Annotated in this window: 21 protein-coding genes; 11 read left to right on the top strand and 10 right to left on the bottom strand. The window is 42.9% G+C overall.

Translation table 11 applies throughout. The features are described from left to right. Window positions 1-206 precede the first annotated feature (206 nt). The 3 genes from CO692_RS15165 to CO692_RS15175 all read left to right on the top strand — a co-directional run bounded on the left by CO692_RS15165 (window position 207) and on the right by CO692_RS15175 (window position 2,533). Window positions 207-1,304: an alpha/beta hydrolase gene (locus CO692_RS15165; RefSeq protein WP_096742606.1), complete on the top strand. Its 1,098-nt coding sequence runs from the start codon at window positions 207-209 to the stop codon at window positions 1,302-1,304. A 124-nt stretch (window positions 1,305-1,428) separates the two neighbouring features. Then, window positions 1,429-1,941 (top strand): cyclophilin-like fold protein, encoded by a 513-nt coding sequence (locus tag CO692_RS15170; protein WP_096742607.1) that lies wholly within the window; start codon window positions 1,429-1,431, stop codon window positions 1,939-1,941. Between the two features lie 22 nt (window positions 1,942-1,963). Continuing rightward, the gene (locus tag CO692_RS15175; protein ID WP_096742608.1) at window positions 1,964-2,533 is read left to right on the top strand and encodes a sugar O-acetyltransferase; all 570 of its coding nucleotides are present in this window, start codon (window positions 1,964-1,966) and stop codon (window positions 2,531-2,533) included. A gap of 78 nt (window positions 2,534-2,611) precedes the next feature. Here CO692_RS15175 and CO692_RS15180 read toward each other — a convergent pair whose 3' ends face one another. After that, window positions 2,612-4,066 carry a flotillin family protein gene (locus CO692_RS15180; RefSeq protein ID WP_096742609.1) on the bottom strand — a complete coding sequence of 485 codons (1,455 nt, stop codon included), beginning with the start codon at window positions 4,064-4,066 and terminating at the stop codon, window positions 2,612-2,614. Window positions 4,067-4,091: 25 nt separating this feature from the next. Continuing rightward, window positions 4,092-4,637: an NfeD family protein gene (locus tag CO692_RS15185; RefSeq protein ID WP_086292481.1), complete on the bottom strand. Its 546-nt coding sequence runs from the start codon at window positions 4,635-4,637 to the stop codon at window positions 4,092-4,094. Between the two features lie 410 nt (window positions 4,638-5,047). On the opposite strand from CO692_RS15185, the gene CO692_RS18065 reads away from it, so the two are divergent. Continuing rightward, on the top strand, window positions 5,048-5,176 hold the full coding sequence (locus CO692_RS18065; RefSeq protein WP_005236316.1) for a hypothetical protein: 129 nt from the start codon (window positions 5,048-5,050) through the stop codon (window positions 5,174-5,176). Window positions 5,177-5,251: 75 nt separating this feature from the next. Here the strand turns inward: CO692_RS18065 and spxB are convergent, their stop codons facing one another. From spxB to CO692_RS15205, 3 genes are all read right to left on the bottom strand, one after another. Continuing rightward, entirely contained in the window at window positions 5,252-6,985 is a 1,734-nt protein-coding gene (spxB, locus tag CO692_RS15190) for a pyruvate oxidase (protein ID WP_096742610.1), read from the bottom strand. A gap of 127 nt (window positions 6,986-7,112) precedes the next feature. Continuing rightward, window positions 7,113-7,805: an N-acetylmannosamine-6-phosphate 2-epimerase gene (locus tag CO692_RS15195; protein ID WP_096742611.1), complete on the bottom strand. Its 693-nt coding sequence runs from the start codon at window positions 7,803-7,805 to the stop codon at window positions 7,113-7,115. 175 nt (window positions 7,806-7,980) lie between these two features. Beyond that, on the bottom strand, window positions 7,981-8,466 hold the full coding sequence (locus CO692_RS15205) for a MerR family transcriptional regulator (protein WP_086292474.1): 486 nt from the start codon (window positions 8,464-8,466) through the stop codon (window positions 7,981-7,983). A 137-nt stretch (window positions 8,467-8,603) separates the two neighbouring features. On the opposite strand from CO692_RS15205, the gene CO692_RS15210 reads away from it, so the two are divergent. Then, window positions 8,604-10,082, top strand: a complete 1,479-nt coding sequence (locus CO692_RS15210; protein ID WP_096742613.1) for an MDR family MFS transporter — start codon at window positions 8,604-8,606, stop codon at window positions 10,080-10,082. Continuing rightward, window positions 10,079-10,786: a DUF4811 domain-containing protein gene (locus tag CO692_RS15215; RefSeq protein ID WP_096742614.1), complete on the top strand. Its 708-nt coding sequence runs from the start codon at window positions 10,079-10,081 to the stop codon at window positions 10,784-10,786. The genes CO692_RS15210 and CO692_RS15215 overlap by 4 nt, the downstream gene beginning before the upstream one ends. Window positions 10,787-10,920: 134 nt before the next feature. Here the strand turns inward: CO692_RS15215 and CO692_RS15220 are convergent, their stop codons facing one another. Genes CO692_RS15220 through CO692_RS15230 form a run of 3 tightly spaced genes read right to left on the bottom strand, consistent with a single transcriptional unit; the run spans window position 10,921 to window position 14,289 of the window. After that, on the bottom strand, window positions 10,921-12,075 hold the full coding sequence (locus CO692_RS15220; RefSeq protein WP_096742615.1) for a pyridoxal phosphate-dependent aminotransferase: 1,155 nt from the start codon (window positions 12,073-12,075) through the stop codon (window positions 10,921-10,923). Between the two features lie 17 nt (window positions 12,076-12,092). Next, entirely contained in the window at window positions 12,093-12,815 is a 723-nt protein-coding gene (locus CO692_RS15225; RefSeq protein WP_005230134.1) for an amino acid ABC transporter ATP-binding protein, read from the bottom strand. Beyond that, the gene (locus CO692_RS15230) at window positions 12,808-14,289 is read right to left on the bottom strand and encodes an ABC transporter permease subunit (RefSeq protein ID WP_005230136.1); all 1,482 of its coding nucleotides are present in this window, start codon (window positions 14,287-14,289) and stop codon (window positions 12,808-12,810) included. Before CO692_RS15230 ends, CO692_RS15225 begins: the two co-directional genes overlap by 8 nt. 415 nt (window positions 14,290-14,704) lie before the next feature. On the opposite strand from CO692_RS15230, the gene CO692_RS15240 reads away from it, so the two are divergent. From CO692_RS15240 to CO692_RS15260, 5 genes are all read left to right on the top strand, one after another. Next, on the top strand, window positions 14,705-15,367 hold the full coding sequence (locus CO692_RS15240; protein ID WP_096742616.1) for a 2,3-bisphosphoglycerate-dependent phosphoglycerate mutase: 663 nt from the start codon (window positions 14,705-14,707) through the stop codon (window positions 15,365-15,367). A 103-nt stretch (window positions 15,368-15,470) separates the two neighbouring features. Beyond that, window positions 15,471-15,737 carry an ACT domain-containing protein gene (locus CO692_RS15245; RefSeq protein ID WP_081118964.1) on the top strand — a complete coding sequence of 89 codons (267 nt, stop codon included), beginning with the start codon at window positions 15,471-15,473 and terminating at the stop codon, window positions 15,735-15,737. Between the two features lie 8 nt (window positions 15,738-15,745). Continuing rightward, the gene (locus CO692_RS15250) at window positions 15,746-17,095 is read left to right on the top strand and encodes a PFL family protein (RefSeq protein ID WP_096742617.1); all 1,350 of its coding nucleotides are present in this window, start codon (window positions 15,746-15,748) and stop codon (window positions 17,093-17,095) included. Between the two features lie 140 nt (window positions 17,096-17,235). Next, entirely contained in the window at window positions 17,236-18,828 is a 1,593-nt protein-coding gene (locus CO692_RS15255; protein ID WP_096742618.1) for a TPM domain-containing protein, read from the top strand. 217 nt (window positions 18,829-19,045) lie between these two features. Next, the gene (locus CO692_RS15260; RefSeq protein ID WP_096742619.1) at window positions 19,046-19,663 is read left to right on the top strand and encodes an HAD-IA family hydrolase; all 618 of its coding nucleotides are present in this window, start codon (window positions 19,046-19,048) and stop codon (window positions 19,661-19,663) included. Between the two features lie 70 nt (window positions 19,664-19,733). On the opposite strand, the gene CO692_RS15270 is transcribed toward CO692_RS15260, so the two are convergent. Beyond that, window positions 19,734-21,176, bottom strand: a complete 1,443-nt coding sequence (locus CO692_RS15270; protein ID WP_096742620.1) for a sensor histidine kinase — start codon at window positions 21,174-21,176, stop codon at window positions 19,734-19,736. After that, a complete protein-coding gene (locus tag CO692_RS15275; RefSeq protein ID WP_096742621.1) occupies window positions 21,166-21,834 on the bottom strand; it encodes a response regulator transcription factor in 669 nt (222 codons plus the stop codon). The genes CO692_RS15270 and CO692_RS15275 overlap by 11 nt, the downstream gene beginning before the upstream one ends. Window positions 21,835-21,983 lie beyond the last annotated feature (149 nt).

The raw sequence follows: 21,983 nt of genomic DNA on the forward strand, positions 1-21,983 counted from the left end.
TATACTCCTTTTTCTATGCTATATATGAATAGTTAGGTATTTGATATTAGTATTTTACATAGAAAGATGCGGCAAGTACAATAGGTTTATCCAAAAATAGCTCAATCAATCAAGAAAAAGTGATAATCCACACCTTGATCAGTTGAGGAAAATTGGAGGATCGCCCTAAGGTACAGGATAGTTGACCGAGAAAGAAGGCGAATGGAATGAAAAAATGGCAAAAGAAGGCCCTTGTGTCTTTAGTTTTGCTGGTACCGCTGGTTTTAGGTGCTTGCAGCAGCAATAACGAGGAGGCAAACGAAGCAACACAAGGCAGTTCAGGAGGAGAAACGATGACAGAAAATGTATCATTTACAGATGAATGGGATAAAGTCTTCCCGGAAAGTGATACGGTGAATCACCGAAAAGTAACTTTCCAGAATCGCTACGGCATCACTTTAGTTGCTGATCTTTATGAACCAATTGATGCACAAGGACCACTTCCAGCAATCGCCGTTAGCGGACCTTTTGGAGCAGTCAAAGAGCAGGCATCTGGTCTATATGCTCAAATGATGGCAGAGCGTGGTTTTGTTACGATCGCTTTTGATCCGTCCTATACAGGTGAAAGCAGTGGCGAACCACGCTATGTGGCTTCCCCAGACATTAATACAGAAGACTTCCAAGCAGCAGTCGATTTTCTATCAGTCCAAGAAAATGTAGATGAAGAAAGAATTGGTTTGATCGGAATTTGTGGTTGGGGAGGTCTAGCATTGAATGCCGCAGCCATCGATACCCGTGTGAAAGCGACGGTTTCGGCCACTATGTATGATATGTCGAGAGTCAATGCTCAAGGGTATTTTGATGAAATGGGAGCTGAAGGACGCCATGAATTGCGCCAGCAGCTGAACGCCCAGCGGACAGTCGATTTTGCCAATGACAGCTACGAACGAGCAGGTGGGGTACCAGATATACTGCCAGAAGATGCGCCTGTCTTTATGCAGGATTACTTTGATTATTACAAAACAGAACGAGGCTATCATGAACGTTCGTTAAATTCCAATGACGGTTGGAACGTGACATCATCGCTGTCGTTCTTAAATATGCCGCTCTTGTCGTATATCGATGAGATCCAAAGCGCCGTTTTATTGCTTCATGGAGAAGAAGCCCACTCACTTTACTTCAGTCAAGACGCCTTTGAGCAATTACAAGGCGATAACAAAGAGCTGACGGTCATTCCTAATGCTTCGCATGTTGATCTATATGACCAAACAGATGTGATTCCTTTTGACCAAATGACCGAATTCTTCCAAGAACATTTGAACTAAATAGTCACAACGGTCTTCACGACTGTTCGCTCGTCTTTCTTCTGCTGAGCAGTCGTGTTTTTTTGAAACTACGCATTCAGTTGCTCGTTTCTACATCGAATCATCAGCAGAAAGGAGCGAAGCCATGCTGATAAAACTCATCCCTGCTGTCTTGCTGCTCCTACTAAGTGCCTGTGGGTCAAGTGGAATAGAGGAAAGGCATGCGCTGTCTGCCAGCGAAACTTCCTCTGAGGCAAGTCAGGATCATGATCAACCGATTATTGAATCAGCAACAGCTGTCGTCATTACGGTTGGACAACAGGATTTTATAGCGAAGTTTTATGAAAATGAGGCGTCTGAACACCTAATGAATCAAATGCCCTTCACGTTGACAATGAGTGACTTGAACAACAACGAGAAATATTATCGTTTTTCTGAGAATTTGGCAGAAATGACTACAGAACGGCCGGAGATCATTCACGAAGGAGAAATCATGAGCTGGAATAGTCATACGTTGGTGCTGTTTTATCAGACCTTCACCAATTCTTATGGTGGCTATAATCGTATCGGTGTCATTGAAGATCCGGTGGGGCTAAACGAAGCACTGGGAGCGGAAGACGTAGAGGTTATTTTTTCGTTAAGAAATCCTCGTGAATAACGAATGAATAGGAGTAAAACACATGACGATTGATCAATTAAACAAACACATGGCAAGTGGCGAACCCTTACTTGGCGGTTCGCAAGCTTCAAAACAAATGGTGGCGTTGAGTGCTGAGGCGAGAAAACTGACCATGAAAATCAATACAGTCTACCATGAGTCTGATGAGTTACAAGAACTTTTTGCCCAATTGACAGGAAAACCAGTTGAGCCGACATTTTCGCTGTTTCCACCCTTTTATACTGATTATGGCAAGAATATCAGCATTGGCAAAGATGTCTTTATCAATGCGGGGTGTCATTTTCAAGACCAAGGAGGGATCACGATCGGTGATGGTACCCTAATTGGGCATAACGTTGTTCTAGCTACCTTGAATCATGGACTTCACCCTGAAGATCGTAGCACGCTTTATCCAGCACCCATTACGATTGGGAAGAATGTCTGGATTGGTTCAAATACAACGATCGTTGCCGGTGTGACCATCGGTGACCATGCGGTTATTGCTGCTGGGGCAGTGGTGACCAAAGATGTCGCTGAGCGCACGATCGTGGCTGGTGTACCTGCAAAATATGTCAAAGAGGTTACTGAGTAAGCATAATAGCAATGAGTAAGAAAAAAACTGCTGTTCGCCTTGTCGCTTTTGAAGCGATGAAGACTAACAGCAGTTTTCTTATTCTTGAGGTGGCTCGCTCGTATTGGAACCGGCGAAGTTTTCGATCAACGATTTCACATCAAGACCGAGGGTTTCTTTCAATGTTTCTTGTGTGGTCGACAAGAGATTGGTGGCGTAATTGGTGACACGATTGGCACCGCCGCCTTCACCTGATCCTGTATCAACGACTGAAATTTTATCGATATTGCCTAATGGTGCGGCAGCTTCTTTGACTAATTGCGGCATGATCTCAACGATCATGCTAAGGATCGCTGCTTCATCATATTTCTTGAAGGCTTCGGCGATTTTTTCTTTCGTTTCGGCTTCTGCCGTTCCTTTCGCCAAAGTGGTCTCGGCTTCTGCCAAACCAATCAAACGGATTTTATCGGCTTCGGCTTTTGCCAGGGACTCTGTTCGGAATTGCTCGGCTTCAGTGGTTGCTAACGCAGACGCTTTTTTCGCTAATGCTTCTTGCTCAAGCGCATAACGATCCGCATCAGCTTTTTTCTTGATCTCAGAATCAAATTGCTTCTCACGACGTAAGATTTCTTTTTCTTCCAATTCGATTTGTTTTTGTCGTTCAACGACTTCGACTTCAATCTCTTGTTCTCGGACTTTTTGTTTCATGATGGCACTTTGTAGATGATAGGCTTGATCGGCATCGGCTTTGGCGATGTCTTGTTCTTTCTTATAAAGCGCCAGTTTCAATTCTTTTTCCTTCAACGCTTCAGCAATTTCCGTCATGCGTTTTGATTCCGCTGTTTGCGATTCTTGTTCCGATTGGGCTTTTTTGATGCGGGTTTCTTTCAGTGCTTCAGCTTCCGCAATTTCAGCATCCCGTTTGACTTGGGCGATTCTAGGTTTTCCAAGAGAATCCAAATAGCCGTTTTTATCGCGGACTTCTTTGATCGTAAAGGAGACAATGATCAAGCCCATTTTTGCTAAATCGACAGAGGCAACTTCTTGCACACTTTGACTGAACTTGTCACGATTTTGATAGATTTCTTCTACAGTCATGGAACCAAGGATCGAACGCAGATGACCTTCTAGGACTTCTCGCGCTTCATTCTCCAATTCTTCCCGGGTTTTTCCGAGAAACTGTTCTGCTGCTGTTGCGATTTCTTCCACAGATGAGCCAATCTTAATAATGGAAGTTCCGTCACACATCACGGGAACCCCTTGTTCTGTGTAGACTTCCGGTGTGGAGACATCCAGCTTGCTGGAGAGCAAACTGATTCGATTCGATCGTTGAAACACTGGCAAAACAAAGGCTCCGCCACCACGCACGATTTTGATTTTGTTGTTGCTTTCATCGGCGTGTACATTTTTGCTACCAAGATAACTTCCGCTGATGATCAACGCTTCATCGGGCTTGGCTGTTTGATATTTCGTGACAAAGACGATCAAAAGCATTAGCAAAATAAATGCCACGATCGCAATCGGAAAGACAATTGGTGATAATATAATATCCATAGATACACCTCTTTTGTGATTTTGTTTAGTGATTCAAAAATTTTTCTGTGTAAGGAACGACGTAGCAAATGCGTTCTTTGACTTCAATAATCAAAACCCTCGATCCTGCTGCTAATGGCTCATCGATTGGTTGAAAAGCCGTAGCTGGTCGATTACTTGAACCAGTGACACTTGTAAGTTGAATTTCGCCCATTCCTTCACAAGGAATTGGCGTCAGCACCGTTGCGATGCGACCTTCAAAGTCTTTCTCAGAACTCGAAAGTGTTGCTTCGGCATTCCGCATGGGAATCAGCACGTAAAAATTTAAGAGAAAAACGAGCCCTGTCGAAAGACAGCCACTAATGACGAAAAGCAGGAGCGAATAGCCAGGCAGAAAAGTTTCTCCTAAGTAACCGAAGAGGCTTGTAAAGGCAAACCAGGGGATGATCAACATTGGATCTACTGGACCATCGAAATCGAAGATATCGCCAAACAGAAGCAGCAAAAAAGCCAAAATGGCACAGCCAATCAAAACATACAAATAAATTTGCTCAGGTGCATAAGTGTGCAGCACATATCCACCTCCTTTCATATAGTGTGATTGTGAGTACGACGAAAGCTAGGAGAAAGTTGGAAGAAGATCGAGGGAAGCAAAAGAATAGAATAGGTATTCTATTATAATTATACCAATAAATAAGAAAAATATTTCATATAATTATATAATTTGATTAAATAATATAATAATGGTGGGTTTGTTATGATAGGAGAAGCCTCAAATACACATGATTTTTTCAACAACCATTGACAAACAATGAAAATCAAAGTAGATTAAATCAGGGTAGTAAAAAGGTCAAAAGCAACTGCTGATTGTAGACACATCAAGAGGCAGATTTTGTTCTCTAACCCAATTGAAATAAAGTAGTTGTTCGCAAACATAAAAGAAGTCAGGGACACTTCTTTTCAACCGACAGATCGTATTGCTAAGAAATAGAGGTGGAATCGATGGATCAAAAAGAAAAAATGTTAGAACTAATCAAGAAAAAACAAGGCGGCGGCCGTTCAAAAAAGATGGAATCCCCAAAAAACGATCGGAAAAACATGCGTAAAGGCCCGAAAATTTATAATAAGTAGGGCGATAGATTATTAATACGAAATGATCGATTAAAAAAGAGAGAAGGACAGGGTTGCTGTCTTTCTCTCTTTTTTTTATTCTTCAGAATCCACGTACAACTCACTCAAAGCTGGCAAATCATGGACTTGGTATTTTGCTTTAAACGCTGCGATTTCTTCAGCACTGAAGCGCTTAGGATCCAGTTTCAGTTCTTCGACGGGAAGAGGTCGTTCGTTGGCGATCTTGACATCGATCACGACTGGTCCGTGGCTTTCTTTTGCTTGTGTGAAGACGGACGCTAATTCTTCTTCCTTCGTTACCGTAAAGCCTTTCGCACCTAATGCTTCCCCAACTTTACCAAAATCAGCACCGGCTAGTTGCACACCGAACTTGGTTTGCTCGGTATCTTCTTGTTCCGCTTCAATGAAGCCAAATGAGTCATTGGAAAAGACCACATTGATGATCGGCAAATTGTATTTTACTTGAGTAATGATGTCTTGCATTTGCATCGCGAAACCGCCATCCCCACTAAAGGTGAATACTTGACGATCCGGGTAGCTCAATTGAGCGGCGATCCCACCAGGTACGCCATTGCCCATCGTCGCAAACCAGCCAGACGTTGTGAAACGCTGTTCACCTGTCATTTCTAAATGACGGATACTGTGGATGGTCACATTACCGACATCTGTGACAAACAGGGCATCAGGAGCTGCGATACGGTTGATTTCTCGATAGACAGGTTCGGGACGCAATGGTTCTTGCGAATCATGGTCAAAACTATGACGCCATGCATGCCAATTCCGAGCGTTTTCTTGATTGGCTTTTATCCAAGCATCTGCAGGACGAGGGGCAGCCATCTCTGTCCATTTTCTAAGAGCGGTTGCACCATCTCCTAAAACAGAGACATCTGTCTGATGTCGACGACCAAATTTCGAGGCGTCGATATCAACTTGGACAAAGTTGGCATCAGGATTGAAAAAGCGGCGTCCGAAAGGGAAGTCACTGCCGACAAAAACGATGAGATCAGCTTCTGCTAAAGCTTCATTGGCAGGTTTTGTCGCAACCCGGCCGGCAAATCCAAGAAAGTTTTCATAAAGATCAGGCACGATGCCTTTGGCTAAGACAGAAGCTGCGATAGGCATTGAGAAGTGCTTAGAAAAAGCATCGATGGCATCAAAATGACCAAAGAGACCTTGTCCGATATATAGGACAGGTTTTTTTGCTTGTTCAAAATAAGGAAGGGCAGCCTGTAAATCGTCTTCATCCGGCTGGAGAACACCTGTCTTATGATTTTTTGCGGTTGCAATCTCCTGTTCGTCGATTTCTGCAAACCCGTAATCGACCGGGATCGTTACCACAGCGACTCCTTTAAATTTGTAGGCGGCTTTAATGGCTTCGTCCACCACGTGGGGCAAACTTTCAGGGGACATGACCGTGCGATTGTAGATACTGACATCTGCGAACATCGGATTTTCATTCATTTCTTGAAAATCATTGTAGTTCATCGAGCTCGAAGCTACTTGTCCTAACAAGGCAACGACGGGCACGTTATCCATTTGAGCATCATATAAGCCATTGATCAAGTGGGTGGCACCGGGACCAGCAGAACCAAAAACCGCACCGACTTTTCCCGTTAGCTTAGCATCAGCCGCTGCTGCCAGCGCACCCGCTTCTTCATGACGTACTTGAAAATATTTGACCGATTGCCGTTCATGGTACAAAGCATCCATCGTTGAGTTGAAAGATCCACCGGGGATTCCATAGATATGGTCGATGCCCCACGCTTCAAAAACCTTGATCATTGCTGTACCAGCATTGATTTTTGTCATTTTCTTCACTCGCTTTCTCTGTTGTCATTCGTTCTCTTTTAAGTATAAACGTTTCTCAAAAAGACAACAAAGAATGCGCCTTCTGTCACAAGGCGCATAGAAAAACTTATTTTAGAAAATGAACGACTCAGCTGCGCAGCTCTTGCACGAATCGGCTGGCGATCTCTTTTGGTCGGGTGATCGCACCACCAACCACGATACCCGTCACACCCATTTCGTGGATTTTCTTTGCTTGTTCCGGGGTGTGGATCTTGCCTTCGGCTATCACCGGAACCTTCGCCGCAACCAATTGCTGGATCAACTGATAATCCGGTTCGTCATTGGTAGGACTATTCGCCGTGTAGCCGGACAAAGTTGTACCAACAAAATCGACACCCGCTTCAAAGGCATTGATGCCTTCCTCATAGGTGGCGATATCTGCCATGAGTAGTTGATGGGGGTAGAGAGCTTTGATTTGCTTGATAAAGGCATTGATCGTCAAGCCATCATGACGTTTGCGCAAGGTACAGTCCAAAGCGATCACCGCAATATGTAAAGCGGCTAATTCGTGTACCTCTTTGATGGTTGCTGTGATAAATGGTTCTTCCGGTGGATAGTCTTTCTTGATGATTCCGATGATTGGCAGATCAACAGCGGCTTGGATCTCGCGAATATCGCGAACGGAATTGGCACGAATGCCAACAGCACCGGCTTCTTGAGCCGCTTTTGCCAATAGGGGCATGACACCGCCGTTTTCAGTATATAAGGGTTCTCCAGGTAAGGCTTGACACGAAACAATTACTCCGTCCTTGATTTGTTGGATAAAAGCTTCTTTTTCCATATATATGACACTTCCCATTCTTGTAAAGGTTCGGTTCTCCCTTCGACTATATCATGAGGCTTTTTCCTTGTAAATGAAAGGACACCTTTATTAAAAGGGAAGTGAACATCAAAAAAGAAGCAAGCACCGTCATCAAGGGTGCTTGCTTCATTAGGAGGTGAGGATAGGGAATCCTTTATTCCGCTTGTTTTGATGTGCATTGCTTGAACTTTTCAAAATCGATCGTTTGATTAGCAGGCAACACATCATATTGCAATCGTTCTGTTTCTTCATCGTGAATGATATGGAGGATTTTTCCGTCTTCGTCTACTGGTCCCAGACTGATGATCGTAAACCGTTCATTGATGACTTCTAAATTCTGTAAAACCCCAGAGAACACTTTGCGAATATGATGGGCGGTCTTGATTTTTTTGTCGGCTTTTTCAACAGCCTTGGCTAACGTAAAGCCTTCATCTAAAAATGTTTTGATCATTTCCACTTTGACGACCGTGGGCAGTCGGTATTTTCGTGGGGCGTTTTCTTCTTGTGGGACCGATTGAATAAATCCTTTTTGTTCCCAATAACGCAATTGGCGAGGGGAGATAGCACACATTTGACTAAGTTCGCTGATGCCGACCAACAAGTTTTCATTATCAACGAGTTTTCGAAAAAGATGAGACATACGGACTCCATTCTTGTAAAGGTATTTGTTAACATTGTAACTTGTTTTACTTTTATGTCAAGTAGGTTGACAAATGTTAGGGAAAGATTTAAAGTAAAGAAGGTTTTATGAAAAATATACTGAAAAGAGTGTGAAATATGTCAACGAGTCGTCCTTTAGATATCTACGGCAAACCTTACAACCGTTCCTTACTGGTTATGGTTTTGCTGATCGGTACGTTTTGTACTGTTTTGAACCAAACATTGTTAACAACGGCTTTTCCAACCTTGATGGATGCCTTTGACATCTCAGCATCTGATGTCCAATGGCTAACCACCGGTTTCTTGCTGGTCAACGGGATCATGATCCCAATCACCGCATGGCTGATCAATAAGTTCAGCTCAAGAAATCTTTATTTAACCGCCATGAGCATCTTCCTTGCTGGAACGATCGCTTGTTTTGCAGCACCGAACTTTTCTACATTATTGATTGGTCGCTTAGTGCAAGCTGCTGGTGTAGGGATCTCCATGCCGCTTTTGCAAAATATCATGTTGTCGATCTTCCCACCAGAAAAACGCGGTTCAGCCATGGGTATGTCCGGAATCGTTATCGGGTTGGCACCAGCCTTAGGCCCAACGTTATCTGGTTGGATCATTGATCATTATGACTGGCGTTATTTGTTCGGAATGGTCATTCCGATCGTCGTTTTAGTCTTAGTCTTAGCGCTCTTTCTAATGAAGAGTGTGATTGAATTGTCGCATCCGAAAATCGATCTGTTCTCAGCGATTTTATCAACGCTTGGTTTTGGTACATTGCTCTATGGCTTTTCAAGCGTCGGTGACAAAGGGTGGGGCAGTATTGAAGTAATCGGTTTTCTTGCAGCCGGTGTCTTTTTCATTGCTTTCTTTGCATGGCGTCAATTGCACATTGAGCATCCGTTCTTAGAGTTGCGCGTGTTCAAATCAACGACCTTTACCTTGGCATCGATCCTTTCAGGGGTCACGAATATGGCGATGATCGGTGCTGAAATGGTTCTCCCATTGTATATCCAAAACATTCGTGGTGAATCAGCGTTCCATTCAGGATTGATGTTATTACCAGGTGCGCTGATCATGGGGATCATGATGCCGATCACTGGTGCGATCTTTGATAAGTATGGTGCAAAACGTTTAGCCATCACCGGGATGTTTATCTTGACCGCCGCAACCTTACCATTTGCTTTCCTAACAAAAGATACACCGATTTTGCATATCATTATTCTTTATGGGATTCGGATGTTCGGGATCTCAATGGTGATGATGCCAGTAACGACTTCAGGAATGAATGCCTTGCCTGGAAACTTGATCAGTCACGGTACCGCAGTAAACAATACCTTCCGTCAAGTAGCCAGCTCGATTGGTACAGCTATCTTGATCAGTGTCTTAACAAACGTGACTAAAGGCAATTTGCCAAGTGATTCTTTGTTGGATAAAACGCCTTTGGCCTACAAAGACCAAGCAATCGAAGCGACTTTATCTGGCTACCATGCCGCCTTTTATGTGGCAGCGATGTTTAGTTTCTTAGGTTTCTTGATCGCCTTCTCCTTAAAGAAAAAAGAACCACGATTGACGGTTCTTGAAGGAGGTGCGGACAAATGATCTTGCTTTTGATCGTTCTTAGCGTGTTAGGATTTGCGGTATTGAATGTCTTTGCCAAAAACAAGCGGCAAACAGGTTTATCATTGGTCTTAGGTCTAGTCTTCGTAGCTAGTGTCGTCGCATTGATGGCCAATTTGACTTACCATTTTGGAATGGAAAAAGAAACGACTGCTAAAACAACCCCACTGGTTTCTAGTGCCGATAACGAGAATTTTGATTTGCTATTGTATCAGCCATTAGGAGATGGTACGGAAAAAATCTACCTGTATAAAACGGATGCTGATCAAGAGGAACCAAAACAAACCGGTACTGATAAAGTGACCAATGTTGTGGAAACAGGGGCTGATTCAGCTCAATTAGAAACAAAAACGACCCGCTGGGTTTATAAAAGTGACCTATCACGCTTCTTGTTCGGAATCGCTGATAACGATGGCCAATATGTCAGCCGTACCAATACGTTCTCATTGCCAGATTCATGGGAAGTCTTGAGTGTGGATCAAGCAAAAAAACTGGCTTCTTTAGCGAAAGAACAAGCGGACACCATGAAAACACAAGGACAAGCGTATGTCCAAGAAAAAATGCAAGCTGCATTAATGGCTGATCCAACTATGGATGAGGCAGCCCAAAAAGCAAAAATCGCTGAATTGACAGAAGCTTATCAAAAAGAAGCGATGGCAAAATTGCTTGAAGAAGCAAAAAAGTAAAAACGAGTAGATAGTCATGGGATGGAAGAATCAAATCGGATTCTTCTGTCCCTTTTTTATATGGAACGTGATACTTTTGAAAAACGGCTGCCACCAAAAAAAATCCCACACACTAGAAGTGAGTGGGATTTTCTTTAGTCAAATGAGCACGTGGCAATCCGGTCGAAAGCTTCTTTTAACAAGTCCAACGATTGGGTGGCAGCTAAGCGAACATATCCATCGCCGGTCGTTTCTGCAAAGGCTTTCCCAGGAATCATCAGCACACTGGTTTCCTTTAATAATTTCTCGACAAAGCTGACAGAGTCCAACCCCGTTTGTTCAATGTTGATGAAGGCATACATGCTTCCTTTGACTGGAGATAAGGAAAGGAAGGGGATCTCAGCAACCCGTTGTTCAATGTAAGTCAGTCGTTCCTTAAAGACAGCAACCACTTGCGGCACGAGGGTATCATAGTGATTCAATGCGTAGATACCTGCCCGTTGTGAAGGGGTTGGTGCCGAATAGGCGATCGCCTCATTGATCAGTTTTGCCGTAAGATTGATTGATTCAGGTGCAATCATGTAGCCGATCCGCCAGCCAGTCATGGCAAAGGCTTTTGAGAAACTGCTGAATGTGATGGTGTTCTCAGGTGCGAAGGCTGCCATCGGTACAAAGGTATCATCAAAGCAAAAGGCTTCATAGACTTCATCTGAGAGGATCAGCAAGTCATGTTCAATGGCAACTGCTGCGATTTTTTCAAAAGTTTCTGGAGAAAAAACAGCACCAGTAGGATTGTTTGGTGAATTGATAATGATCGCCCGAGTTTTCTCAGTGATGGCGGATTTTAAGACTTCGACATCGATTTGAAAGCCATCTTTTTCAAAGGTCGGGATAAAGACTGGCACACCACCGACTAGTTCGACTTGTTGTTTGTAAGGTGAAAAGTACGGTTCATGAATAATCACTTCATCACCAGGATCAATGATGGCAGCCAAAGCTAAGTACATACCATGCAATGCACCGACTGTTCCTCGTACTTGGCTAGGAGAAAAAGTAAGCTGGTATTGCTTTTGATAAAAATCAACGACAGTTTGGATAAAATCAGCACTGCCGTCTGAAGCGGTGTATTTTGTATGACCCGCTTTGACGTCAGCAAAAGCTGCTTCAATGATTGTCGCATCTGTAATCAAATCAGGATCACCAATCGACAAATCAATCAAATTTGGGGTTTTCTTCGCAAGAGTGGCGATCTCCATTAAAAGATTTTCTTCTGGTTGTAAAAAACGTTCTGCAATCAACGGACGGTTCATTTTGTCATCTCCAATTTCTATAAAACTTTGCTTAAAAAGTCTTGGGTCCGCGCATTTTGCGGATGCTCAAAGATCTGTTCTGGTGTTCCTTGTTCTTGAATGATACCGTCAGCCATAAAGATGACACGATCGGCAACTTCTTTGGCGAAGCCCATTTCGTGGGTAACGACTACCATCGTCATGCCTTTTTCTGCTAAAGCTTGCATAACCGTCAACACTTCTCCGACCATTTCTGGGTCCAAAGCTGATGTTGGTTCGTCAAAGAGCATTACATCAGGATCCATTGCCAACGCTCTAGCAATAGCGACCCGTTGCTGCTGCCCGCCAGAAAGGCTAGAGGGGTAACTATCTGCTTTTTCAGCTAAGCCAACTTGTTCCAGCAATCCTTTCGCTGTCTCTTCGGCAGCGGCTTGCTCTTGCTGTTTGACTTTGATCGGGCTGATAGTCAGATTTTCTAACACCGTTTTATGAGGGAATAAATTGAAGCTTTGAAAGACCATTCCCATTTTTTGACGAATCTGATCGATTTTCACCCCTTTTGCTAATAAATCATTGCCTTCGAAGGTGATTTTCCCACCAGTCGGCTGTTCAAGAAGGTTCAAGCAGCGTAAGAAAGTACTTTTCCCACTTCCTGAGGGTCCGATGATCACAACGACTTCACCAGGTGTCACTTCAAGATCGATTTCTTTTAAGACGGTATTCTCGCCAAATGTTTTCACTAATTTTTCAACTTTAATCACTAGTTTTCATTCTCCTTTCAGCAACACCCAATAGACGTGAGAGGGCGAAGGTCAATACAAAGTAGATCAATGATACGATAACGTATGGTAAAAATGGTTTGAAGCTGGCCCCTTGAACGACGCCTGTTTGGAAAATCAGTTCAGACACGCCGATCACCGATACGACCGAAGACTCTTTGATGACCGTGACAAATTCATTTCCTAGAGCAGGCAAGATGTTTTTGATGGCTTGCGGGAAAATGATGAAGCGCATCGCTTGGATCTGATTCATTCCTAGTGAACGAGCGGCTTCCAGCTGTCCTTTATTGACGGCATTGATCCCGGCACGAATGATTTCTGCCACATAGGCGGCACTGTTTAGTGCTAAGGCAATACAGCCGGCCGCTAATTTCGAAAGCTCTAAGCCTAACACGCCTGTTCCAAAGTATACAATAAATATTTGTACTAACAAAGGTGTTCCCCGAACATATTCAATATAGACAGCGGCAATGACTTTCAATGCTTTTGACTTAGAAAGCTTCATAAAGGCTAACAAGCTACCACCGATAGAGCCGAATAATACCCCAACCAAGGCTAGGAAGATCGTATAGCCAGTTCCAGTGATGTAAAAAGGCAGATATTTTTCCCAAAAGCTTTGCTCTTCATCGATCGTGCCTTCTTCGGTAAACATCAATCGATAGGCATCTTCTTTGTATTGGCTTAAAAGATCATTACTAATGATAGTTTCAATGGAGGAATTGAGTTTTTCCAGTAAAACTGGCGCTTCTTTCGAGATGGCGATGGCGGTCTCCTTCACACCGTTTTCAAACGTGACATTTTCGGCTAATGCCAAGGTATCATTCGCCGTCACATATGCTTCGGCAACGGGACCTTCCATCACGATCGCATCAATTTTGCGTGATTTTAGATTGGTGATCAAATCAGGCACCCTTTGCAAAGAGGTGACGGTGGAGCCAGTCAATTCTGTATTTGCCAGCTCTTCTTGGGTGGTTTGACGTTGTGCACCGACAGCCACACCATCAAAATCAGCCGTCGATTGGAAACGATCCGCGTCTTCTGCTCGAACTAAAACGGTCTGTTGGACTTCCATATAAGTGTCAGTAAAATTGACTTCTTTGCGGCGCTCATCCGTTGCAGCCATCCCAGAGATGACGACATCGATTTTGCCTGTTTTTAACGCCCCTAACAACGCATCAAACCCAAGTTCCTCGATTTTCAGATCGACCCCTAAGTCATCTGCAATTTTTTGGGCAATCGAGATATCGATCCCCACGATTTCATTTTTTCCATCAACATTGGCACGGAATTCATATGGTGCATAATCGGCAGATAAACCCACGACCAATACACCATTTTCTTTGACTTTTTCATAGATTGGATCGGTTTCTTCTGCATGTGCTTGTCCGACAAAGAAAAACGGCAGCAACGCTGTGATGATCCCTAATAAAACAGTACCCTTACTAAACCTTTTCATGTAAACGCCCCTTTAACTTTTTCTGTGCATCTATTAAAAATGCAAATAATAACTAATAAATGTATAAAAATACATATAAGTGATAGAAACTATCATAGCATAACATCAGTTGAAGTCAATAAGTCAGAGAAAAAAAGTCAAAAATTGTTGTAGAGCGTAAAACCATTTATTCAAATTATTTGCAATCCAAGGAAGAAGAAAGTGGTGAAGGAGCATCAGCCATTTTCTAAATACGTCTATTTGAAAGGATGCTTAGAAAATAACGGATAATGAAGAAAGGAAACAGCTTCGCTTAAACGAGAACCAGGATCTGCAATGACAAAATGAGAAGTGGGTTGAAACAAAGCGACAAAAACGAAACATAAGACATTTTCTAGATTTCTTGCGATAATAAAAGAGAAGAGGAGGCGATAGAATGAAGGTCGTATTGATTCGACATGGCGAAAGTGAAGCAAATTTCGAAAATTATTGGACAGGGTGGCTGAATGTTTCTCTGACCGAAAAAGGCCGACAACAAGCTTGGGCTGCTGGGGAACAAATCAAAGAATTAGGGATTTCCTTTGATTTTGCCTTTGCATCTGTGCTGCAGCGAACGATCATCACCTGCGATGCCGTTCTGGAAGCCAGCGATCAGCTTTGGGTCCCTGTGAAAAAAACATGGCGCCTAAATGAACGTCATTATGGCCAATTAGTAGGGGTCAATAAAGATGAGATGGTGGCAAAGTATGGAAAAGAACAGGTGCAAAAATGGCGACGTGGATATGATGAACCGCCTTTATATGTGGAGGAAAATGATTTAGACCGCCGCTATGATTCTTTAGACCCCCGCTTGATACCTAAGGGCGAAAATCTGGGGATGGTGGTGGCGCGAGTAGTCCCATTTTGGCAAGACCAGGTGGTTCCGTTACTTAAAGATCATAAGAATATCCTCATCACTGGTCATGGGAACAGCTTGCGGGCGTTAGTCAAATACTTGGAAGACGTGCCCAAAGATGCCATGGATACGATCGATATTCCTAACGCACAGCCGATCATTTATGAGTTTGATAGCCAAGCAAACTTGATTGAACGGGCGTAATAACGAACATTTAAAGAATAAACCGCATTTTCGTTTGATGTTACATCGAAAATGTGGTTTTGTTGTGCTATAATAAGAAAAATTTAATGAAAGGCGGGAGAATATGAAAGCCGTATTAACCGTTATTGGAAAAGACAAGGTTGGGATCATCGCTGGTGTCAGCCAGAAATTAGCAGAATTAGAGATCAATATTTTAGATGTGTCCCAAACGATCATGGAAGATTACTTCACGATGATGATGCTTTTAAACATGGATGCCAATCAGGATTTTGACGGTATTCGTGAGGAGCTTCACCAAGTAGGTCAGACATTAGGTGTGAAAATCAGCATTCAAAATCAAGAAATTTTTGATACCATGCACAAATTATAGGAGGTACTATGGAGACAAATCAAATACTTGAAACCATTCGCATGGTGGAAGAAGAAAATTTAGATATTCGTACGATCACGATGGGGATCTCATTATTGGATTGTATTGACGCCGATATTGATCGTACCTGTGAGAAAATTTTTCAAAAAATTACAACAAAAGCCAAAGACCTTGTCAAAGTCGGCGAAGAGATCGAAAGTGAATATGGTATTCCAATCATTAACAAGCGGATTTCGGTTACCCCTGTAGCGATCGTAGTGGCCGCTTGCCAGCCGACGCCAGCCGACTGTATCAAAGTTGCGCAGACCTTGGATCGAGCGGCGCAAGAAGTTGGGGTCAATTTCATCGGCGGCTATAGTGCGCTAGTAGAAAAAGGCTATCAAGGCGGCGACCTTGCATTGATCGAATCGATTCCAGAAGCCTTGGCACAAACCAATTTTGTCTGTTCGTCGGTCAATATTGGATCAACGAAAGCCGGAATCAACATGGATGCAGTGCGTTTGATGGGAGAAACAGTCAAGAAGACTGCTGAAGCATCAGATATGGGCTGTGCAAAGCTGGTTGTTTTTGCCAATGCAGTGGAAGACAATCCCTTTATGGCGGGGGCTTTTCATGGGGTCGGTGAAGCTGATGTGGAAATCAACGTCGGTGTCAGCGGACCTGGTGTCGTCAAACGTGCCTTGGAAAAAGTCAAAGGGGAGTCCTTTGATGTCGTGGCGGAAACCGTTAAAAAAACTGCCTTCAAGATCACACGGATGGGGCAGTTAGTCGGGCGCGTGGCTTCAGAGCGCTTAGGCGTTCCATTTGGGATCGTCGATCTTTCGCTGGCACCGACTCCTGCAGTCGGCGATAGCGTGGCATTGATTTTAGAAGAAATGGGCTTAGAATCTGTCGGTACCCACGGAACGACAGCTGCTTTGGCCTTGTTAAATGATGCAGTCAAAAAAGGCGGCGTAATGGCCTGCAACCATGTTGGTGGTCTGTCGGGTGCCTTTATCCCCGTTTCTGAAGACGCAGGGATGATCAAAGCAGTAGAAGCTGGTTTATTGAATTTAGAAAAACTTGAAGCCATGACGACAATCTGCTCTGTCGGTTTAGATATGATTGCGATTCCGGGAGATACTTCGGCTGAGACGATCGCCGCAATGATCGCGGATGAAGCAGCGATCGGTGTCATCAACCACAAGACGACAGCGGTTCGAATCATTCCAGCGAAAGACAAAGAAATCGGCGATCGCATCGAGTTTGGTGGTTTATTAGGGACGGCGCCAGTGATGAAAACCAATCCTGCGCAGTCTACCGATTTCATTTTGCGTGGCGGCCGTATTCCCGCACCGATCCATTCATTTAAAAACTAGCTCGTGTTCATTTTGTAAGAAAATATGATGAAATGACCTTTAAAAGACTAATCAGAATGCTGTCTTTTAAAGGTTTTTTGGTCCTGTTACTATTTTTTTCATTCCTAAGACGGATGTTTTTTTGTTTGGAATCGAATACAATGAAAGATAACACGATAAAAAGGGGTGGTAAAATGAAGAAAATCTTCCAACTTGGGATGTTGGTTTTTATTGGTTTGATGGGATTTTTTGTCCTTCAACCATCAATTGCCTTTGGACAGACATTTGTTCGTGATGATGCCGGGGTCCTTTCACAAGAGACGATCAAACAGATCGATGCCTTGAATAAAGAGGGGTTCCAATCATTGACCGGAGCGCCAGAATATGCTGTAATCACGATCCCTTCTTTAGATGGGCAATCGATTGAAGAGCGTAATTTGGAACTGTTCAATGAGTATGGTTTAGGAAATCCAGAGGACAATAATGGACTATTGTTTCTCTTTGCCATTGACGATCGTGAATTTCGTCTGGGTTATGGCGATGGACTATCCTATGTCTTCAGTGAGCTATCGGAAGATGATTTAGTGGATGAAGATGCCAAAGACGCATTACGAGATGAAGATTATGATACAGCGATATTGGCAGCTTCTAATGAAGTTTATCAGCGAATGAAAGAAGCGGATGAAACGATTGGTTTAGGGACGATCTATCAAGATGGCAAGCAAATGTTAGCAGAAAAACAGGCACAAGAAGCAGAAGCTACTAAGCAGATGTGGTTCACTATTGGCAAAATCGTCAGTGGTGTCTTAGCGGCAGCAGCTGCAAGCCTTGTCGGGTTCATCAGTATTCGCCATCTTAAAACCAAACGGCGTTTTGAAGAGCACCTGCCATTGCCGAAACATCTGTTAGAAGATAGTCACTTCCAACAGAAAGATTTCTTGAAATGGGCTAGCAATAGAAAGAACTATCAGCGTTACCATCAGTATCAGACAGCCAAAGATTGTCGACAAGCATTTACGCAGTATGTGACGAGTACTTATGTGCCAGCGAAATTGACTTCGGTCACTGGATTGTCGACAGCGGATAAGCGAGTCATCCAACACAGCTTGACGAATCCAGCAATTGGCGCCTATTTTTCAAACTTGCTGATGAAGAAACAAACCACGGTCAAACATTTCGGTCAGGTGATCCTTACACAACATGACACCTTAAAAACCTATGAAGCCCAATTAGGCAGGGAAGTGACTGAACGGATGGCAGACTACGATTTGACTGATGCGGTGTTACCCGAGAATCTGCCTTTAGCAGATGCTTATCGAGCAGAAATAGCCAAGCAAGCCAAAGAAGAGATCAGAAGACGCAATGAGCAAGGGCGATACTTAGCGCAACTTGTGACGGAAAAAGCGACCTATCCTGAGATGGTACAAGCCATTCCAAAAGAAGTTTCTAATGTTCTAGCGGAAGTGAAAACAGATGCCTTGTTCCAAGTTGACTTGAAACAGGTTTATCAAAATCACCCAGATTTAGCGAACAAATTATCCTCATTTGATGCTTCTGATCGAGCAGCAGTTTTAAATAATGCTCGCCAAGAGTATGATCCCCATGGAATGAATATGGCGTTGTTCTTCGTGATGATGAATAATCATGTGTCCCATCAAGAACAAGTCATCGCCGATACGCAGAGTTCTTCGAACAATTTTGGTGGTTTTAGCGGAGGAAGCAGCAGCGGTGGCGGTGTTTCTGGTAGCTGGTAATTTTTTACTAAGGATGAACGTTCATTGCTCTGCAATACATTCGCTTGCATGTAGATTTGTGCAAGAGGAAGGATTGCATGGTCAATGGCGTTTTTTCTCGTGGAGGAAATCCCTTGATAAAAAAGACAAACCTAACAAAGTGTGGTAAACTTTTTAGAGTTACAGAAAATGAATGGAAGTTTCATTCATCTGAAAAAGGGAGAAAACGAGGGATATCATGTACCAATCTTACATATGGGATTTTGACGGAACACTTTATGACAGCTACCCAATCATGTTGAAAGCTTTTATGAAGACATTGAAAGAGTATGGCTTCGATCCAGATCCAGCGGAGATTTATTATATTTTGAAAGATTCATCTTCCAAAAAAGTTGCTGAAAAATACAACTTAGATTTCCAAGAGTTCACTAAAGCATTCAAAGCCAATGAAGCACTAGATGATCGGCTGCCTCTTTCCTTCGATGGGACAAAAGAGACATTAGAGGCTGTGGTTGCTGCTGGTGGCAAGAACTACATTTTGACCCACCGAGATGTTATCTCAACGAAAGAACTGTTAGAAAAAGAACAGATGGCAGACCTGATCGTTGAGATCGTAGGACCGGAAAACAACTTTCCCCGTAAACCTGATCCGACTTCATTAATTTATCTTGTCGAGAAATATCAGCTGGACAAAGATCAAACTGTCATGATCGGCGATCGTACGATGGATGTTTTTGCAGGACAAGGAGCAGGTGTTAAGACAATTTTTTATGATATAGAAGGTATCTTAAAAGATATATCTGCCGACCATACCGTCCAATCAATGGCTGAAATACAAGAAATCATTAAGTCTTGAGAAATCAAGGCTTTTTTTGTTCAAAAAGTAAGTCACCCATTACTTATGATGGACTGTATAAAAGTGGTTTTCATGGGTTTTCTAGTCTCGGCACAACAAACCAAAAACAAGTCACGCCATTTTTCGACTCAGCGCCATAATCGAAGGCATGAGAAGTCAAAATGGTTTTCACGATCGCTAAGCCGATGCCTGTTCCTTCTTTATGGCCTGCTTGATGTTGGACGCGTTGGTATCTTTCCCAAATAAGTTCGAGTTGTTCTGGAGGGATATCTTTTCCAGGATTGATGACAGCAACTTTTGTTCCTGCAGCTGTATTCGTCAATTTGATCAAGAGTCGTTCATTTTTTGGTGTATGGTTGATGCCATTGTTTATTAAATTACGCAAAACTTGTTCCATTTTGATGCGATCAAAAAGAGCATCTCCATTCGTACGATCTGCTTCAAAATCGACAGTGATGTCATATTGATTGGCGATCCCTCTTGCGTAAGCAACGACGGAGGAAACCACCTCGTATGTATTCCAAACTTCACTTTTTAGTTGTGTATAGCCTGCTTGCATAATAGAGAAATCCATGATGTCATCGACCATGGCACTCATACGGTGGGCTTCGCTGATAATTAGGTCCATATGTTCTTTTCGAAGTCGTTCATCGCTTCCAGATACATCACGTACCATCTCCCCATAACCAGTGATTAACGCAAGGGGGGAGCGTAGTTCATGAGAAACGTTGGCAATTACTTCTTTTCGCAACACGTCTACTCGCTGAAGTTCTGTGCTTAAATCCGCAACTGATTCAGAAAGTGTTCCTAATTCATCTCCACGGTTGAGTTTTGGCACTGAATAAAGTTCACCCTTCGTTAGGCGAACAATAGCTTTTTTGATCGTTTTGATTGGACGAATAAAATGTTGTGCCAAAAAAAAGGAGATTGTTGACGCAAAAATAGTTAATATGATGGTGAATAGAAAGAGCTGTTGACGATTCAACCTCTGAAGCGCTTCGATTTGAGTGATGGTATTTGAAAGCAAAAGGGCAGCTGGACGTTGGAAAAGAGTCATAGGGACGCCAATAAGAATGGCAGAAGATTTTTCAAAGTCTTCTACGGTACTAAGACTCTCCCCATTGAGGACAGTTGGCGCATGTGATAATAACCAGTTGTATTCGTTTTTCAACCCGTCTATGTTCAGTTTCTGTCCATTATTATATGCAGAAAGGATTTCACCGGAATCATCAATTAAGAAGAGAGTTCCAACAATTGTTTTACTGAGGAAAAGTAATGGCTCATCTGGTAAACCAGTAGGATCTACTGCTATATCTTCAAGAGAAGTAGCTGTTTCTTGAACGGTTTCCAGAAGTGATTCTTTCGTTGTGTTGATATAATTTGGTTCAAAGAGTAAAATTTGAACGGTCCATAAAAAAGCGATACCAATGATGACCAGCAACATATTGGCGGACCAAAGTCGAATAAGTAATTTGCTTTTGAAATAATTGAATCCTAACCGACTAGTCTTCATAATCAAATTTATACCCTACCCCCCAAACCGTCTGGATTAATTCTCGATAATCGCCTAGACGCTCTCTTAACGATTTGATGTGTGTGTCCACTGTCCTGGTATCACCAAAATAATCAAAGCCCCAGACACCTTCCAAAATAGATTCTCGGCTCAATGCGATATGATTGTTTTTCGTTAGATAGACCAGCAGGTCAAATTCTTTCGGTGTTAGCGGCAAAGGTTCCCCTTTGATCGTCACGTTATGTGAAAAAACATTGACCTCGAGATCACCAAAAACGATCTTTTCGAACTGAAACTGAATGCTCCGTTTCAACACAGCTTTGATGCGAGCCATTAACTCTTTAGGACTAAATGGCTTAGCGATGTAATCATCGGCACCAAGATTGAAGCCAAAGAGTTTATCGTACTCTTCTTTTCGAGCGGTAATCATGATGACGGGCGTGTTACAGCTCCCTCTGATTTCCGAAAGCGTCTGAAAGCCATCTTTTCCCGACATCATGACATCTAAGAGGATCAAATCAAATGAACGATTGGCTAGTTTTTCCAGTGTTTCATTTCCATCTGATGCTTCAAAACAAAGGTAGCCTTCGATCTCCGCATAGGTTTTCACTAAGGCACGCATATGGGTGTCATCATCAACAATCAATAATTTTTGCAATTTTTGTCACATCCTAACAATTAAATTATATTTTTTAAATTATATCACAGCGTGTTGGTTAGTTTGACAGGGAAATGCCCTTTTGAAAAATAATTGTTCTTTCCCTCACAGGATTATCACAAATACCCAATACTATAGAGATATATTCG

This window comes from Enterococcus sp. FDAARGOS_375 (assembly GCF_002393265.1).
GTDB classification, from domain to species: domain Bacteria; phylum Bacillota; class Bacilli; order Lactobacillales; family Enterococcaceae; genus Enterococcus_D; species Enterococcus_D innesii.

Bases quoted from the DNA above. Each gene is read 5' to 3' on its own strand.
- CO692_RS15240 (WP_096742616.1), top strand. From the start codon at position 14,705: ATGAAGGTCGTATTGATTCGACATGGCGAAAGTGAAGCAAATTTCGAA.
- CO692_RS15180 (WP_096742609.1), bottom strand. From the start codon at position 4,066: ATGGATATTATATTATCACCAATTGTCTTTCCGATTGCGATCGTGGCA.
- CO692_RS15170 (WP_096742607.1), top strand. From the start codon at position 1,429: ATGCTGATAAAACTCATCCCTGCTGTCTTGCTGCTCCTACTAAGTGCC.
- CO692_RS15255 (WP_096742618.1), top strand. From the start codon at position 17,236: ATGAAAGATAACACGATAAAAAGGGGTGGTAAAATGAAGAAAATCTTC.
- CO692_RS15185 (WP_086292481.1), bottom strand. From the start codon at position 4,637: ATGAAAGGAGGTGGATATGTGCTGCACACTTATGCACCTGAGCAAATT.
- spxB (WP_096742610.1), bottom strand. From the start codon at position 6,985: ATGACAAAAATCAATGCTGGTACAGCAATGATCAAGGTTTTTGAAGCG.
- CO692_RS15175 (WP_096742608.1), top strand. From the start codon at position 1,964: ATGACGATTGATCAATTAAACAAACACATGGCAAGTGGCGAACCCTTA.
- CO692_RS15165 (WP_096742606.1), top strand. From the start codon at position 207: ATGAAAAAATGGCAAAAGAAGGCCCTTGTGTCTTTAGTTTTGCTGGTA.
- CO692_RS18065 (WP_005236316.1), top strand. From the start codon at position 5,048: ATGGATCAAAAAGAAAAAATGTTAGAACTAATCAAGAAAAAACAAGGC.
- CO692_RS15260 (WP_096742619.1), top strand. From the start codon at position 19,046: ATGTACCAATCTTACATATGGGATTTTGACGGAACACTTTATGACAGC.
- CO692_RS15230 (WP_005230136.1), bottom strand. From the start codon at position 14,289: ATGAAAAGGTTTAGTAAGGGTACTGTTTTATTAGGGATCATCACAGCG.
- CO692_RS15215 (WP_096742614.1), top strand. From the start codon at position 10,079: ATGATCTTGCTTTTGATCGTTCTTAGCGTGTTAGGATTTGCGGTATTG.
- CO692_RS15250 (WP_096742617.1), top strand. From the start codon at position 15,746: ATGGAGACAAATCAAATACTTGAAACCATTCGCATGGTGGAAGAAGAA.
- CO692_RS15220 (WP_096742615.1), bottom strand. From the start codon at position 12,075: ATGAACCGTCCGTTGATTGCAGAACGTTTTTTACAACCAGAAGAAAAT.
- CO692_RS15210 (WP_096742613.1), top strand. From the start codon at position 8,604: ATGTCAACGAGTCGTCCTTTAGATATCTACGGCAAACCTTACAACCGT.
- CO692_RS15195 (WP_096742611.1), bottom strand. From the start codon at position 7,805: ATGGAAAAAGAAGCTTTTATCCAACAAATCAAGGACGGAGTAATTGTT.
- CO692_RS15205 (WP_086292474.1), bottom strand. From the start codon at position 8,466: ATGTCTCATCTTTTTCGAAAACTCGTTGATAATGAAAACTTGTTGGTC.
- CO692_RS15270 (WP_096742620.1), bottom strand. From the start codon at position 21,176: ATGAAGACTAGTCGGTTAGGATTCAATTATTTCAAAAGCAAATTACTT.
- CO692_RS15245 (WP_081118964.1), top strand. From the start codon at position 15,471: ATGAAAGCCGTATTAACCGTTATTGGAAAAGACAAGGTTGGGATCATC.